Here is a 16178-nt window from a genome sequence, read left to right as displayed (position 1 = left end):
AACCTAAGGTATAGCTGCAGATGTGAAGTGATACAATTACAAAGTGATCAACACTTGAAAGCGGACATCTGTTTTGTGGTTGCCCAAAATTTCATCGTTACCACTACCCACCGTGGTTCGATCGGTGTACCAGGTGCGGGCCAGTCGAAACCAGGCCGTTACCGATTTGCTGATATCGTAGTTGATGTTGAAATAGCCCCTGTAGCCTTTGTCGTAAAAGGGCGGAATGGAAAAACTATACAGCACATCATTTTCAAAAGCATACAAGCGGCTGTTGTAATCGTCGGTTTCAAAATATTGCAACCGAAAGTTGAGCGACAGCGGTTGCATCATGGGCTTGTACAGCATGTCGGCAAACACCAGAAAACCTTCTTCGGCTTGTGCCCCTTTTCGGTCGTACCACACCATTTCAGTTCGGGCCCGCAGCGTTACTGCCGGCGAAACTTTCAGCACAGCATGGGTACGCCAGTTTTGGCGGGCCACATCTTGAGTGAGTGCCGAGGGTAAATTGGTATTGCTATAGTTAATGGCTTTGGTTTCGCTGCGGTAGCGGGTGTAGACTTCAACTTGTTTATTTGGCTTCCAGGTAAACTGTACCACGTAATCCTTCCCTTTCGAGGGCCGGTCTACCCGAAACTTCAGCCAGGGAAAACTGTACAAATCAGCATACGCATCTATGCGAATGGTGCGCAGCGGCCGCAACGATGCACCCAAAAACATCCCCCGTTCATTGATTGGCGTGGTGCTTTCGGTAAAGGCATTGGCGTACAAACTGTGATAATTACGATCAATGTTGCGCACTTGCAACGACAGGTCTAAGCGAGGATCTACACTGGTGAGTAACCCAGCCACGTAAGCCTTGCCACCACCGGGGTTCATGGCGTACTCGCCAAAGGCATGCACATTGCGCCAGGTGTAGGCAAACTCTGCACTCAGGCCGGTGAGTTTATCGCCACCAAAAGCAAACTGATTATAAGGTTCGTCCTGTTTTTGCAAGGGCTTGCTCAGCTGGTAATGGATGCCATTGGCCGCCAACATGAGCTGTTTGTTTTTGTATTGCAATCGTCCGCCCGTAGCTGTTTGCGTGATGTTGTTGCGATCATTCACTTCGTTGTCTGTTCTGTGAAAGCCGCTGGTCAAAATACTGCTGATGTAATCTTCAAAATTGACAGAGTCCACCACGGCATTGGCCGATACTTTTCGGCGGGAAGCAAACACACTCAGCTGCAGTTTTTCTTTACCCACGGTGATGGCGGCACCCCGCATAAAATTGACTTCGCCGGGGCTGTTGTACGGCCTGAAAGTTTCTGCCTGCCGTTTGATGTTCATTACATCCACACTCTTGCGAAAAGCCAAGGATTGATAGACTAACAAACCCTGCCCAAGGTTAACTGTAAAATCGCCCAAGGCCAGTTGTTTTACCACACCCACATTGCGTACAAACAAGTGCATGCTGTAAAAATCGAAACCGTTTTTCTGAGCTCCTTTAAAGAATTGTTCGCCGGGATCCTTCTCTCCCAATATGCCATATTGCAATTGGTTTTTGTACACGTATTTGTAGCGAAACAACAGCCGCTGCTGGCTACCCAAATACGTTGGCGGCATTGTGTCTTTTGGTAAAAATCCTTTGCTCTTTTCCAAGGTTTGCCCCACCCGAAACAAGATATAATGATTGCCTTCCGTGAAGCGTTTGCGAAAGTTTTGCAATAAGTTTTCTGCCGGGCCAACGCTGATGTATGGCCGGATGCGGGCAATGGTTTCCAAATCCCAACCGGGCACGGATTGCAGTTCATACACACTCAGCAACAAGCCATTGAGCCGGCGGTATTGCAAAAAGGTTTGTATCTGCAATTCACTCAAAAAACGGAATACCTGCAAGTCGGCTTCCTGGGCCGTATTCATGTTGAGCGGGTTACGGCTGTATTGCTGAATTTGTTGCAGGTAAGAATCGTCTTCCGTTTCCGTTTCATCAGCTTCGGCCAGGTTTTCCAACTGTTGCTCCACCGTAGTTTGTTGCACTACCTGTGCCTGCACATGCAAGAGCAGCATACAACCTACTATGAGCAACCAGCAACGTTTCATACACTATAACGCTTACGGATTGATGGCGCTTTCGGCCGATTTGTTTTTACCAAATTTTGCCAGCAATAAAATACCGGGGCTCCAGCCCAACTGCTGATGATAGCTGCCTGAAATATCAATGCGAAAAGCAGGCAACTGAAAACCGACTGCTGCAAAGTAGTTGGACGTTTGCGTAGCTACCCCACCCCGCACAAAAAACTGAGGAAGAAATGCATAATGAATAGCCGCCTGCACATCCACCGGTTGGTTTTCTTCTTTGATGATTTCTACACCGGTAAACAATTTATCCGACACATCAATACCGGCACCCATGCTGTAGCGGCTAGGGATACGTTCTTGTTCGTCTTTGCTCCACGCTGCTCGTATGGGGTTGTAGGCATTCACCCCAATATGTACCCGGTTGGCAAGGTGAAACAGCATGCCCACACTACCGGTGAGGGCATTGGCATTGCCATAGATGCCTGATTGGCTGAGTTGCAGGTAGTGAAATGAGGCACCGATATCCACCGACTTGGTAATTCTTCTGCCATAGCTCAGCGACAGCTGCGATTGGTTTTGCTGCGCAAAGCCAAAGTAGGAAGCATGCACCCCAAAATTGCCGGAGCCGGTGTTGAGTCCTACAGCGCCATTGAACAGATTCAATTCTTGCAGCATAAAACGCCGCTCTGCATACGCCCCCGCCGACGATTGTGGCAGCGCTGCCAAAGCTGCGGGGTTCACCCGGGTCGAAAAGATATCGGCCTGCTTATCGCTGTAGGCAAATACGCCCAAATACCGGGCCGAGGCCGGCAGGGCAATGGATTGAGCATGTACAAAATTTCCCAGGGTTAGCAGGAACAGGGCGAAAAAAAATCTCACACACAGTTGTTTACCCGTGAAAATAGGTATTAACGTCATGTAGCATAAACTTATCTGTGCAAAGTTTTTCTTATGCTTCAGTTCATACATAACACTTGATGGTTCTTTTTCAAGCATTGTTACTTTCTTTTTCTTGAAAAAAAGAAAGGCAAGCGGAATGGGAGCTTGCGTACAAAGAATCCCGATAGCAATCGGGATTGCCCAGCCAACGCCTCCCTCTGTGTTGTACGCAACCCTAAAACAGCATTCCGTTCACCTTCAAGCGACAGGACATTTAGTTCAAAGTCTCTCATGGGCGACCGCACATTGCAGCACATTTGCAAGGCACACAAAACCCACCGCACAAATCCAACCTTGCAAAAGAGCTGCAATTGCCAACACACGGCAAACAGTCTTTAGTGCGACAGATTACCGCAAGCTTTTAATAAATTTGCAATCACCACACGGTGGACAGACAATATGAAACTATACATAAAGAACATGGTTTGCAGCAGATGCAAAATGGTAGTGAAAGCCCAATTGGAAAATAAGGGGCTTCGCCCCTTATCTGTCAATTTAGGCGAAGTAGAAATTGAAGGCGACTTATCAAAAGACCAATTATCACAGTTGGACACATCTTTAAAATCATTAGGCTTTGAACTCATTGACAACAAAAAAAGCCAGACAATTGAAAAAATAAAAACTGCCATTGTAACATTGGTACACCATTCAGACCATAACTTAAAGACAAACCTTTCAGAGTTCATCACTTCACAAATACACCAAGACTATAACTATTTAAGCAACTTGTTTTCAGAAGTAGAAGGAACAACCATTGAAAAATATTTCATTGCCCAACGCATAGAAAGAGTAAAAGAATTGATAGTTTATGACGAACTAAGTTTATCTGAAATTGCAGACCAATTGGGCTACAGTAGTGTTGCTTATTTATCAAACCAGTTTAAAAAAATAACAGGTTTTACACCAAGTCATTTTAAATCGTTGAAAGAACACAAACGTAAAAACATAGAAGAACTGTAAATCTTACAACTCTAATACAAAATTCCACAACAGCTACCCCAAACACTCAAATTACCTTTGTGTCAAACAAATTAACAGTGACACATACTTATAAAGTTACAGGCATGACTTGCAGCAGTTGCGAAGCAAAAGTAAAAAGCAGTTTATTGATGTTGCCTAATGTTACCGAAGTGGAAGTTTCAAAAGAAAAACAATCAGCAACCATTACAATGGAAAAACATATTGCTCTTTCCACATTTCAAAATGCGTTGGATAAAAAATATTCAATTACAGCCGCAGAACACAATGAAACAGCGGAACAAGCAAAAAGCTGGTTTGCTACATACAAACCAATCCTAATAATTTTTGGCTACATAACCACCATTTCAATTATTGCAGGAATAAAACACAGTACATTTCATTGGATGCAAGCCATGAATATTTTTATGGCAGGTTTCTTTCTTACTTTTTCCTTCTTTAAAATGCTTGACCTGAAAGGTTTTGCTGAAAGCTACAGCATGTATGATATTGTAGCAAAGAAAATAAAAGCATGGGGTTTTATTTATGCCTTTATAGAATTGGGATTGGGTATTGCGTATGCTACCAACTTTCAACCTTTCGCTACGAATATTGTTACGTTTGTTGTAATGACAATCAGTATAATTGGGGTTTTACAGAGTGTATTAAACAAAAGAAAAATACAATGTGCCTGTTTGGGTGCAGTATTTAATCTGCCAATGAGTACGGTAACAATTATTGAAGATGCCTTAATGATTGCCATGAGTGGAATAATGCTGATAACCATGCTATAAACCAGTACATTTTAAAAAACTATCTTTGCTACGGTGAAAAAAATAGTTGTCATATTGCTTCTCTTAATCTATGGTTCTGCAACCATGGGGGCAACTATTCATATGCACTATTGCATGAACGATTTTGTTGGTTGGAGTTTGTGGCATGGTGAAAAAGAAAAGGAATGTGGCAAATGTGGCATGAAGGAAAAGAAAGGAGGTTGCTGCAAAGACGAACACAAACAAGTAAAACTTAAAACCGAACATCAAAAAAGTGCAACAGCACAATACATTCAGTTTTTAGATGTTCCTGCATTAATTACTCCCGTTGCGGACTTTAGCTTTAAAGTAACACCAACATCACTGGCTTTTCCTGTATCTAATGCTCCGCCTAAAATCCCAAGAGAACGGCTTTACATTCTTCATTGCGTTTTTCTGATTTGATTTACTGTTAGTTTTTGTGTGCCGACACTATAAAAGTGCATCGGCTCAATGTGCATCTCATAAATCAATAATTAAAACTCAAAAGAAATGAAATCAATCATATTACTGGCAGCAGTTGTTTTATTATCAACCACAGCTTGCCAATCTCAAATAAATAATGCCAAAACTGAAACCGTAAAAGTTTATGGCAATTGCGGAATGTGTGAAACCACTATTGAAAAAGCCGCCAACAAAAAGAAAATTTCAAAAGCCGACTGGAACGAAGAAACCAAGATGGCATCTATCACTTACGACAGTAAGAAAACAACTTTGGATGCAGTTTTAAAAAACATAGCCCTGGCAGGTTATGACAATCAAAGTTTTCTTGCACCTGATGCAGCTTACGATAAATTACCAGGCTGCTGCAAATACGACAGAGAAAAAAAGCAAGTGGCGATTGTAACACAACCAGCAAAGGACACAACAAAGCCTATGCAAAATCATGGCAGCCACCAGCATGACGGCATGAACAATACCTCACAGGAAACAAACCAGTTAACGGTAGTTTTTGACACTTACTTTGCTTTGAAAGATGCGTTGGTAAAAACAGATGGCAATACAGCATCAGCAAAAGCTAAAGATTTGGAAACTGCTATCAATGCAGTAAAAATGGACAAGTTGCCAATGAATGTTCACACCGTTTGGATGAAAGTGTTAAACGACCTGAAAGAAGATGCAGAACATATAAACGGAACAAAGGACATATCACACCAGAGAGACCATTTTATGAGCCTTTCAAAAAATATGTATGAGTTAATTAAAGTTGCAAAACCAGCGGAAACTGTTTATTACCAGTTTTGCCCAATGGCAAACGATGGCAAAGGAGCAAACTGGTTAAGTAAAGAAAGCGGAGTAAAGAATCCTTACTACGGTTCTCAAATGCTTACTTGCGGCAAAACAGTTGAAACTATTAAGCAATAATAACAAAGGGCATGATTGCAAAAAACAGTCATGCCCTATTTAATCTCACACAAATGAAATTTTTGAAATGGCTATACAAAAAACTCTTTGTAAAAAAGTGTTGCCGTTAGCAATACTTTTTACATTACTCATATCAAATTTATTTGCTCAAAAAATAGTTCGGTACGACTTGTATGTAAAAGACACTATTATAAATTTTACAGGAAAAGCAAAAAGAGCAATTGCAGTAAACGGGCAAATTCCTATGCCCACACTTACATTTACCGAAGGCGATACAGCAGAAATTTATGTACATAATGAAATGAATGAAGAAACATCTTTGCACTGGCACGGCTTGTTTTTGCCTAACAAAGAAGATGGTGTACCTAACCTGACACAAATGCCCATCAAGCCTCATACTACACATATTTACAGGTTTCCAATTATTCAAAACGGTACACACTGGTATCATAGCCATTCAGGTTTGCAAGAACAAATAGGCATGTATGGAAATTTTGTAATGCTCAAAAAAACAAATGACCCAACTTTTAGAAAAGGCATTGATGATTTGCCAACCGTTCCCATACTGTTAAGCGAATGGACAAACATAAAACCTGAAAACATTCATAGAATGTTGCACAATGCAAACGATTACCCGGCATTGAAAAAAAATGCAGTTCAGAGTTATGGAGAAGCCATTAAAGTAGGGCATTTTAAAACCAAACTAAAAAATGAATGGAAACGAATGTTGGCAATGGATGTAAGCGACGTGTACTACGATAAAATTTTAATGAATGGTAAACCCAGTACAGACCTTACAAGAATTGAAGGGAAGCAATTGAAAGGCGGTGATAAAGTCAGGCTTCGTATTTCAAATGGTGGAGCATCATCATACTTCTGGCTTACTTATGCTGGTGGAAAAATTACTGTTGTTGCTAATGATGGCAACGATGTAGAACCTGTTGAAGTGGACAGGTTGATTATTGCCGTTTCTGAAACTTACGATGTGGTGGTAACAATCCCAGCAGAAAATACAGCCTTTGAATTTTTAGCAACAACCGAAGACCGTACAAATTCAGCATCTTATTATATCGGCAATGGCATTAAACAATTGGTTTCACCGCAACCAAGACTGAAATATTTTGAAGGGATGAAGATGATGAACGACATGATGAAAATGAATGGCGATTTGGATGATATGGGTATGAACATGAGCCTGAATCAAATGGATATGAATGTAGTAATGTATCCTGAAATTACTGGAGATGCTAAACCAAAGCAAGATGACAAAGACCCAAACCGCTATAATGCCAATGCTTTGGCAGATATTGTTACGCTGAATTATGCTATGCTTAGATCTCCAATCAATACAGCCCTTCCAAAAGATGCACCAGTAAAGGAATTAAAATTTACACTTACAGGAAATATGAACCGCTATGTTTGGAGTTTAGACAACAAGGTAGTAAGCGAAGCAGATAAAATTTTAATTAAAAAAGGTGAAAATATTCGTATCGTTATTTATAATAATTCAATGATGCGGCACCCCATGCACTTGCACGGACACGACTTTCGTTTGTTAAACGGGCAGGGCGACAATGCACCACTTAAAAATATTGTGGACATTATGCCAATGGAAACCGACACTTTAGAATTTAACGCCAATGTAGAAGGTGATTGGTTTTTTCATTGCCATATTTTATATCACATGATGAGTGGTATGGGCAGAGTTTTTACTTACGAAAATCAAGCAGCCAATCCTTTAATACCAAATCCTAAACTGGCACAACGCAAATTATTTGCAGACGACAGAAAAATGCACTTCATGTCTCAAAATGATTTTGCAACAAATGGTAATGACGGAGAAATGATGTTGCAAAATACCCGTTGGAGCATTGGCAGCGAATGGCGTTTGGGTTATCACGACATGCACGGATATGAAACAGAAACACATATTGGAAGGTACTTGGGAAAAATGCAATGGCTTATGCCGTTTGTTGGATTTGACTGGCGTTACAGAAAAATGGGAATTGACGAACAAGAAAAAAATCTCTTTGGACAGACCAACACAAAAGACAACAGGGCAGTGTTAAGTTTGGGAGTAAACTATACTTTGCCTATGTTAGTTCGTTTTCAGACAGAGATATTCACTGATGGTATAGTTCGTTTGCAATTAATGAGAGAAGACATTCCCGTAACAAAACGGCTTCGCTTTGCTTTCATGGTTAATACCGACAAAGAGTATATGGCTGGACTGAATTATATTTTTAATCGCAACTTTTCCTTGCGGACACATTATGACAGCGACATGGGTTTTGGTGCAGGGTTGACATTCTCCTATTAGCCAACGCGGCAAGTCAGGTACTTTGGGCAGGCACACGAGGCGACACACAAAGCCAACCTGCCCAAACAACCTGCCTTGCCCAACGCACAGGCAACAGTCTTTTAATTCGGCTGACAAGAAACATTCGGTTGACACTGTACAACAGACAAGAAGGGTATGCGTACAACAATGGTATTGCCAAAATGCAGGCTGACGGTAGCTGTGTCTCATCTTTCTGTTCATTGTGCATCTGCATATCCAGCTTGACCATATCTATTTAGCTGTAGAATATATCATCATCTTTTTTATCTTTACTCAGCATCAGTTAGCCGGGGCGGACGGAATTCTATTCCCTGCACTTCGGCAATACCTGACCGTTATCGTTCACAACTATTTATCACCGGAACTATTTCGGTATAGATTACTCCTTGTATTCATTTCCCAAAAATGCTGGACTAAATGGTTACATGATTGCCAAAATGTAATCGGCCGCCCATTTTCCAAAGGCCGCAGGCAGTTCCTTATCTTTGCGCCATGCAATTATTGGATGGAAAAGTAGCCTCGGCTGCTATCAAAGAAAAAGTAAAATCATTGGTAGCCGACAGGCTGCAACAGGGCAAAAAAGCACCGCATTTGGCAGCCATATTGGTAGGTACCGATGGTGCCAGCGAAACCTACGTAGCCAGCAAGGTAAAAACCTGCGAAGAGTTGGGCTTTGCTTCAACGCTTATTCGTATGGACAGCGACACAACCGAAGCAGCTTTGCTGGCGCAAATTGAAGCCATGAATGCCAACGATGATGTGGATGGCATTTTGGTACAACTGCCACTGCCCAAGCATATTTCCGAAGCCAAAGTGATTGAAACCATCCACCCCAATAAAGATGTTGACGGATTTCACCCCGTGAGTGTAGGCCGGCTGGTGCAAGGCCTGGAAAGTTTTATTCCAGCCACACCTTATGGCATCATGCTCATGTTGGAGCAATACAACATTCCTACCAGCGGCAAGCATGCCGTTGTCATTGGCCGCAGCAATATTGTGGGTCGCCCCATGAGCATTTTGCTGAGCAGCCAGCATCCTTATGGCAACTGCACTGTTTCTGTTTGTCACAGCAAAACTGCCAATCTGAAAGAACTGACTTTGCAGGCCGACATCATTGTGGCAGCGCTGGGCAGGCCCGGCTTCCTCACCGGTGATATGGTGAAAGAAGGTGCAGTCATCATCGACGTAGGCATTACCCGTGTGCCAGATGCCAGCAAAAAGAAAGGCTTTGCCATTAAAGGCGATGTGGACTTTGACAGCGTGGCCCCCAAGAGCAGCTGGATTACACCGGTACCCGGTGGCGTAGGCCTCATGACCATTGGTGCCCTCATGATGAACACACTGGCTGCCGCCGATCGTCGTTAATATTTATTGCACAATTCATGCAATAAGCAATTTCATTGCACAAAAAATGCAAGGTTTTCAAAGCAAATAATTTGAACCAAACAATCCTCAACAATAACGCTACACTTCCCGTAATGGAAGCCTTTTACACCCTGCAGGGCGAAGGCTACCATACCGGCAAGGCAGCCTATTTTATTCGCCTGGGTGGCTGCGATGTGGGCTGCGTATGGTGCGATGTAAAAGACAGCTGGGATGCCAGCAAACATCCACAACAATCCATAACCGACATTGTAAGTGCTGCCGCTTCCTTTCCCGGACGCATGGCGGTGATTACCGGCGGCGAACCGCTCATGCACAACCTCGATGCACTAACCGCGGCTTTGCATGAAGCCGGCTTCAGCATCAACATCGAAACCTCTGGCTCATCGCCACTCAGCGGCCAGCTCGACTGGATATGTGTGTCGCCCAAAAAGTTTAAAGCGCCCCTGCCCGAAATACTGGCCGCAGCCCACGAACTGAAAGTGGTGGTGTTTAATAAAACCGATTTTGACTGGGCCGAAAAACACGCCGCCTTGGTGCCTGCGCATTGCAAATTGTATTTGCAACCCGAATGGGAAAAACGCAACGAAATGACGCCGCTGATTGTTGAGTACATTCAGCAGCATCCGCAGTGGCAGCTGAGTTTACAAACACATAAATACATTGGGGTGCCGTGAGGAAGTGGATTGGTTAATTGGGTGATTAGTTGATTGGTTAATTAGTTAATTAGGGAATGGGGGACTGAAAACTGCTCATTAAGGAGCATAGGAACGCAACAACAAAACAGCTATGTACGAACACGATAGTATAAAACCATTTGAAGGCAAAGAAGGCAGCAAGAAAGAGCAGGTAGCAGATATGTTCAACCAAATTGCTCACCGCTACGATTTTCTCAACCGCTTTTTGAGTGCAGGTATTGATGTCGGCTGGCGCAAAAAAGCCATCAAACAATTGGCTGGCCTGCTACCTGCTACCCTGCTGGATGTAGCCACGGGCACTGCCGATGTGGCGCTGATGGCCAAAAACATGTTGCCCAGTTTGCAGCAGGTTACCGGCATCGACATTAGTGATGGCATGCTTGAATTGGGTCGTAAAAAAATTGCTGACCGCCAGTTGAGCAACAGCATACAGCTGTTCAATGGCGACAGCGAGGCAATAAATTTTCCTGATGCATCGTTTGATGCCATTACGGTAGCGTTCGGGGTACGCAATTTTGCCCATTTGGAAAAAGGCCTCAGTGAAATGCTGCGGGTGCTGAAGCCGGGCGGCAAAGTGGTGATACTCGAATTTAGTAAGCCCAGCTTGCCCGGTGTGAAAGGATTGTACAACCTGTACACCAAAACAGTAGCACCCGGTGCAGGTGGTTTCATTGCCGGCAACAAAGCCGCTTACAAATACCTGAATGATAGCATTCAGGCATTTCCCGAAGGCAACCAATTTGTAGAGATCATGAAAAAATGCGGTTATGTAAGCACTTACAAAAAACCGCTGAGCGTAGGAATATGTACTATTTATTGCGGAAGCAAGTCCTGATTGTTGTAGCCGGCTTACTAGCCCTGAGTACTGTGCAGGCACAAAATTTGAAAACCCTGCACCGGCTCGAACGGGAGAATGATCCGTTTTATTTTGGCCTGAGTCTCGGGTACGCTTCTTCGTACCTGCACCCCAGCAAGCACGACACATTTTTGCAAAACGACAGCATCCTGACAGCCGAACCCAACCGCAGTCCGGGCTACTCACTGCGTTTGATAGCGACAGCCCGCCTCAGCAAACGTTTTGAAGTACGTGCCAATCCCGGCCTCATTCTCGGCCTCGACCGCTCCTTTACGTACACATTAGGCAGCCGCCAGTTGTTTGAAGAACCGGTACAAACCAAAATCATTCAAAGCAACATCGCCACGTTTCCATTTCACCTCAAGTTCAACTCCGACCGCATCAACAATTTTAAAGTGTATGTGCTGGCTGGTGTGAAATACGATATTGATTTGGCCAGCAATGCCAAAACCAGAAATGCGGATGATTTGGTGAAACTAAAGAAGAATGATTTTGGTGCTGAAATAGGCATCGGCTTCAATTTTTACCTGCCCTTTGTAACAGTTTCTCCGGAAATAAAATTCAGCAACGGCCTGAGCAATATTCATGCAAGAGATGCTGCGCTGAAATATTCCAGCGTGTTTGATCAATTGCGTTCCCGCATGGTTTTCTTCACCATACATTTGGAGCAATAATTCATTGCTCAATTTTTTTCCTATGAAATTTTGGATGGCTTTGCTGCTGTGCAGCGTAACGGCAGTTGTTGCAGCCCAGGAAACAACCACCATCAAGCGGTCAACCTATAGCATTGCTGTAGACAAAAACATGCGTGTAGATACTGCCGGCACCTCTATGGCAGACTTTATCGCTTTCTTTCCGTTGCAATCAGAAACCGACAAGTTTGGCGAAAACATGAATGTGGTGATGGAGCCGACCAATGGTGTGGATGTAACGTTGGAAGAATATGTACGCTTGTCAATTGAGCAACTGAAACAGTATTTTGGCACTATGGCTATTACAGAAAATAAAACCATTACTCAGAAAAACGGACAGCAATACCATAAGCTCATGTACACTACCAGTATGAACGGCTTTGATCTTCAATTTGAACAACGTTACATCAGCACAGCCGACTACACGTATGTATTGACGTTTACTGCTGAGCAAAGCCAATACAATGCTTACAAAGAAAAAGCAGGTAAAATATTAGATTCGTTTAAGCTGAAGTAAGTCTGATTGATTTACCACAGAGGTATGAGAGGTAAATCAGAGGCTCACTGAGAAGTGAGGTTAAAAATATTTTATTCTACTTCCTCCCTTGCAAATTGCCAATTGCTAACTGCAAATTCTTCTTCTAATTTGACTTTTGCCTTCCGCCTTCATCAATAATCATATTCTCTCCTAAACATATTCCAGCGGATACCAATACCGGCAACAGTTGTGGTTTGTTTGGCTTGTACATCGGTATCAAAAATGCGGTACATCAGGTTGGCATCGAGAAACAAATTTTCTTTCAACTCATAAGATGCGGTGAAAGAACCAAGTACGCCTTTGCTGCCAATGCCACTCAGAATGGGATAGTTGCCCTCCCGCAAACGGCTACCACCTGCTGTGCTCAATGTGTTTAACCTGTTTACATTGCTGCCAAAGCTATAACCGGCACTATCGAGGCCTTGCTGCCAGTAGCTAGCCCTTGCCTGCAGGTACAATTTGCGCAGCGGTTGATAGCGAACAATGCCCACCACTTCACGAAGATTGGCACCCGTAGGATGCGCCAGCGGCTGACGATAGTTGCTGTACGCTGTTACACTGTCGCTGCCGCTATACGTAAATGGACGGATTTGATTGTACTCCAATTGCAAGTCGAGATTGCTGATGCCCAATACATCTACATATTTGCCGCCCAATTGAAAAGCATGGCGGTTGCCCCACCAGTCGCTGCCGGTTTTGCCGTCGCTGCCATCCAGGTTGTCAAACAAATACTGGCCATACACCTGTACTTTTTTCAGCACATTGGCTTTGAAGTCAAGGCCCACGTTGGCATTGTTCTCGCCATCTTTTCTGCCCACCAAAGTGTTGAGCAAAATAACCGGTTGTAAATACGATGCTTTGAAAGTATTTTTTTCACCAAACACCATGCTTTCAAACAAACCCACATTCAACCACGGAAGCACATTTACGCTGAGGTGATGTGTGGCCATGTACTTGCGGTCGTACAAGCGGTCGGTGCGCAATTGCTGTGCGGGAAAGACTTCTGAAAAAAGATTGGTGTAATTGAATTTGCCGATGCGTGTATTGAATTTCAGGAACAATGAAGGCGGTGCAACATTGCTGAGAAACAAACTGCGGTAGCCGCTGCCAATAAACTGTTGGTCGTAGCCAAACTGCATGTTGATGTAACGGCTCACATTCCAGCTTACACTACCACGGGCATCAAAATAATCTACCCCCCGGGTGCTTTTAAAAAGCTTCCAATAACCGGCACCGGGCACGGCTCCCATCGTATCTACAAAGCGACGAAACTGCCATGGGCCCTGCTCCTGATTGTCTGTCAGGAAAAAATGAAAGCCGATTTTTTGGGCAATCAAGCCACGGGCTATTACGCCCTTGCTGTTTACAAACACCCGCTTATCAAAATCGGTTTCAACGCTCTGCTGTTGGTTGATAGCAGGATTGATGGACAGGTAAAAATCCTTGTTGTTTACCTCAATCATGCTGCTTTTGGTGGGCCACAAAAAACCTAAGAACGGTTGTTTGCTTTTCCATGAAGGCATATCGGCAGTGGTATAGCGGCTATACTCACTGTTGTTAGCCTGAAAACGGTCTAGATTGTATTGATCCACCGAAGACAGCTGCCAGGGATTTTGATTTTGCAGCAGCAACTGCCGTACAGAATCGGCCACTGCCACATAGGCCTTTCGCATGTATGGTTTTACCGTGCTCAGGTTAAGGGCATTGTTGGTGCCGGCCTTTATTTCCATACGGTCGAGCAGCCAACCCTCTTTTGCCCACAATGGCACGTAAGTAGTTTGCGCAACTGCGTTGGTCGTTATCAGAATCAATAATGCAGCCCAAATATTTCGCAACATATGCAGTGGTTTCAACGGCGTTAATAATCGTAATCTTTTCTAAACATATTCCAACGCAATCCAATGGTGAGCAGCGTAGTGTTCAGTTTGTCTTTGTTGGTTTCTTTGTAGCTGCGGTATTGCGCCTGTGCTTCCACAAACAGGTTTTCTTTCAGCTCATAGCTGGCGGTGATGGCAGCATTCAAACCTGTGGCCGGCATGCCGGTAAACAAGGGATAATTATCGCTGCGCAAACGCAACCCACCCTGCCCGGTAGAACTGTATAACGTATTTGGATTGTAGCCAAAGTTGTAACTGGCACTATCCAGGCCTTGCTTCCAATAATTTACCCTGGCAAAAAAGTACAGCTTGTTGGTAGGTTGATAACGAATGATACCTATGAACTCCCGCAGGTTCGCACCCATCGGATGCGCCAGCGGTTGATTGTAATGCGCATACGATCCTGTCGTATCTCTGAACTGATACACGAACGGCCGCACCTGGTTCATTTCTGCCTGCACATCCAAATTGTTGATGCCAAACGCATCTACATATTTGGCCCCCAGCTGAAAGCCCTGCTTATTGCCCCACCAGTTGCGTTTGTTGCCAATCACTTCATCTTTTACAAATTCATCCAGCATTAACTGTCCGTAGAGTTGTGCTTTCTTAGCCACGTTGGCTTTAAAGTCGAAACCAATGTTGGCATTATCGGGACTACCATTTTGCTGCTCTATGCTGCGGTAAAAAATAACGGGCAGCATGTAGGCAAAGTCATACCGGTTGGGCCGGCCAAAAATGATAGATTCAAAAAAGCCAATATTCAACCACTTGGTAGCATTCAAACTCAGGTGGTGCATGGCGGCATACTTTTTATTCATGCGGTCGTTGCTGGCCTCAAACGGAGTAGGCGACAATTGCATGAACAGGTTGGTATAGTTGAGCTTCCATATGCGGGTATTCAGTTTTACAAACAACGATTGTCCGCTGAAGTCACTCAGCATTAAACTACGGTAACCATTGCCAATGAAATTTCTATCATAGCCCAGCTGTACATTGATGTATTTCGTTACGTTGGTAGCTAGGCTGCCCCGAAAATCGAAATAGCTGTAAGCATTGTTGCCGCTGGCTACATTGTAGCGGCCTGCACCAGGCACAGCGTTGTTGGTAGCCACAAAACGACGAAACTGTATCGGGCCATTTTCATTGTTGGCCGTGGCCTGAAAATGAAACGCCACCTTATTGCCAATCAATCCACGACCACTGGCACCAAACGCCCGAAAGTGAATGGATCCATCGTAATCTTTTTCCATGCTTTGCTGCACACTAATAGCAGGATTAATGCTCATGTAAAAACCTTTCTGATTTACCTCCAGCATATTGCCGGGTGTTTCAAAAAAGCCTTTACCCAAAGGCTTCTTACTCTTCCATGCAGTGGAAGGATAAGCAGAATACTCACTGCTATTGGCTTGCAGCCGGTTGAGGTTGTACAAATCAACGGCACTAAAACCTGCGGCTTGTGCATCCAGTTGTACACGGATAGAATCCGCTACCCGAACATAGGTACCCCGCATCAGCGGCTTCACCGTACTCAGGTTCAAATCGTTGTTGCGCTGCAGTTTTATTTCCAGTCTTTCAAGTGTCCAGTTTTCTTTCGACCACAACGGGAAATACGTGGTTTGTGCAGAAGCATACAATGTTGCCAACAGAAGTACAGCAACA

14 protein-coding genes are annotated in these 16178 nt (G+C 43.9%); 10 read left to right on the top strand and 4 right to left on the bottom strand.

Features of this window, described 5'->3' with window-relative positions; genetic code table 11:
• Positions 1 to 36: 36 nt before the first annotated feature.
• Both V7Q13_RS10340 and V7Q13_RS10335 read right to left on the bottom strand, forming a co-directional pair.
• On the bottom strand, positions 37 to 2082 hold the full coding sequence (locus V7Q13_RS10340; RefSeq protein ID WP_333800608.1) for a ComEA family DNA-binding protein: 2046 nt from the start codon (positions 2080 to 2082) through the stop codon (positions 37 to 39).
• A 12-nt stretch (positions 2083 to 2094) separates the two neighbouring features.
• Positions 2095 to 2940: a hypothetical protein gene (locus tag V7Q13_RS10335; protein WP_333800607.1), complete on the bottom strand. Its 846-nt coding sequence runs from the start codon at positions 2938 to 2940 to the stop codon at positions 2095 to 2097.
• Positions 2941 to 3441: 501 nt separating this feature from the next.
• Between V7Q13_RS10335 and V7Q13_RS10330 the strand changes: the two genes are divergently transcribed.
• The 10 genes from V7Q13_RS10330 (at position 3442) to V7Q13_RS10285 (ending at position 12621) form a co-directional block, all read left to right on the top strand.
• The gene (locus V7Q13_RS10330) at positions 3442 to 3960 is read left to right on the top strand and encodes a helix-turn-helix domain-containing protein (RefSeq protein ID WP_333800606.1); all 519 of its coding nucleotides are present in this window, start codon (positions 3442 to 3444) and stop codon (positions 3958 to 3960) included.
• A gap of 59 nt (positions 3961 to 4019) precedes the next feature.
• The gene (locus V7Q13_RS10325; RefSeq protein WP_333800605.1) at positions 4020 to 4751 is read left to right on the top strand and encodes a heavy-metal-associated domain-containing protein; all 732 of its coding nucleotides are present in this window, start codon (positions 4020 to 4022) and stop codon (positions 4749 to 4751) included.
• A 33-nt stretch (positions 4752 to 4784) separates the two neighbouring features.
• Positions 4785 to 5174, top strand: a complete 390-nt coding sequence (locus tag V7Q13_RS10320) for an HYC_CC_PP family protein (protein ID WP_333800604.1) — start codon at positions 4785 to 4787, stop codon at positions 5172 to 5174.
• Positions 5175 to 5261: 87 nt separating this feature from the next.
• Entirely contained in the window at positions 5262 to 6134 is an 873-nt protein-coding gene (locus tag V7Q13_RS10315) for a DUF3347 domain-containing protein (RefSeq protein WP_333800603.1), read from the top strand.
• Between the two features lie 67 nt (positions 6135 to 6201).
• Positions 6202 to 8454 carry a multicopper oxidase domain-containing protein gene (locus V7Q13_RS10310; protein WP_333800602.1) on the top strand — a complete coding sequence of 751 codons (2253 nt, stop codon included), beginning with the start codon at positions 6202 to 6204 and terminating at the stop codon, positions 8452 to 8454.
• 513 nt (positions 8455 to 8967) lie between these two features.
• Entirely contained in the window at positions 8968 to 9840 is an 873-nt protein-coding gene (locus V7Q13_RS10305; protein WP_333800601.1) for a bifunctional 5,10-methylenetetrahydrofolate dehydrogenase/5,10-methenyltetrahydrofolate cyclohydrolase, read from the top strand.
• Positions 9841 to 9911: 71 nt separating this feature from the next.
• Positions 9912 to 10535, top strand: a complete 624-nt coding sequence (locus V7Q13_RS10300; protein WP_333800600.1) for a 7-carboxy-7-deazaguanine synthase QueE — start codon at positions 9912 to 9914, stop codon at positions 10533 to 10535.
• 112 nt (positions 10536 to 10647) lie between these two features.
• The gene (ubiE, locus tag V7Q13_RS10295; RefSeq protein WP_333800599.1) at positions 10648 to 11391 is read left to right on the top strand and encodes a bifunctional demethylmenaquinone methyltransferase/2-methoxy-6-polyprenyl-1,4-benzoquinol methylase UbiE; all 744 of its coding nucleotides are present in this window, start codon (positions 10648 to 10650) and stop codon (positions 11389 to 11391) included.
• The gene (gene porT, locus V7Q13_RS10290) at positions 11373 to 12086 is read left to right on the top strand and encodes a type IX secretion/gliding motility protein PorT/SprT (RefSeq protein WP_333800598.1); all 714 of its coding nucleotides are present in this window, start codon (positions 11373 to 11375) and stop codon (positions 12084 to 12086) included. Before ubiE ends, porT begins: the two co-directional genes overlap by 19 nt.
• A 22-nt stretch (positions 12087 to 12108) precedes the next feature.
• Positions 12109 to 12621 (top strand): hypothetical protein, encoded by a 513-nt coding sequence (locus V7Q13_RS10285; RefSeq protein WP_333800597.1) that lies wholly within the window; start codon positions 12109 to 12111, stop codon positions 12619 to 12621.
• A gap of 152 nt (positions 12622 to 12773) precedes the next feature.
• Here the strand turns inward: V7Q13_RS10285 and V7Q13_RS10280 are convergent, their stop codons facing one another.
• On the bottom strand, positions 12774 to 14480 hold the full coding sequence (locus V7Q13_RS10280) for a hypothetical protein (protein ID WP_333800596.1): 1707 nt from the start codon (positions 14478 to 14480) through the stop codon (positions 12774 to 12776).
• 20 nt (positions 14481 to 14500) lie between these two features.
• Positions 14501 to 16162 (bottom strand): hypothetical protein, encoded by a 1662-nt coding sequence (locus V7Q13_RS10275; protein ID WP_333800595.1) that lies wholly within the window; start codon positions 16160 to 16162, stop codon positions 14501 to 14503.
• Positions 16163 to 16178: the final 16 nt, after the last annotated feature.

The organism is Phnomibacter sp. (assembly GCF_036803085.1).
Classification (GTDB): Bacteria; Bacteroidota; Bacteroidia; order Chitinophagales; family Chitinophagaceae; genus Phnomibacter.
This window is presented reverse-complemented; position numbering and strand designations above follow the sequence as displayed.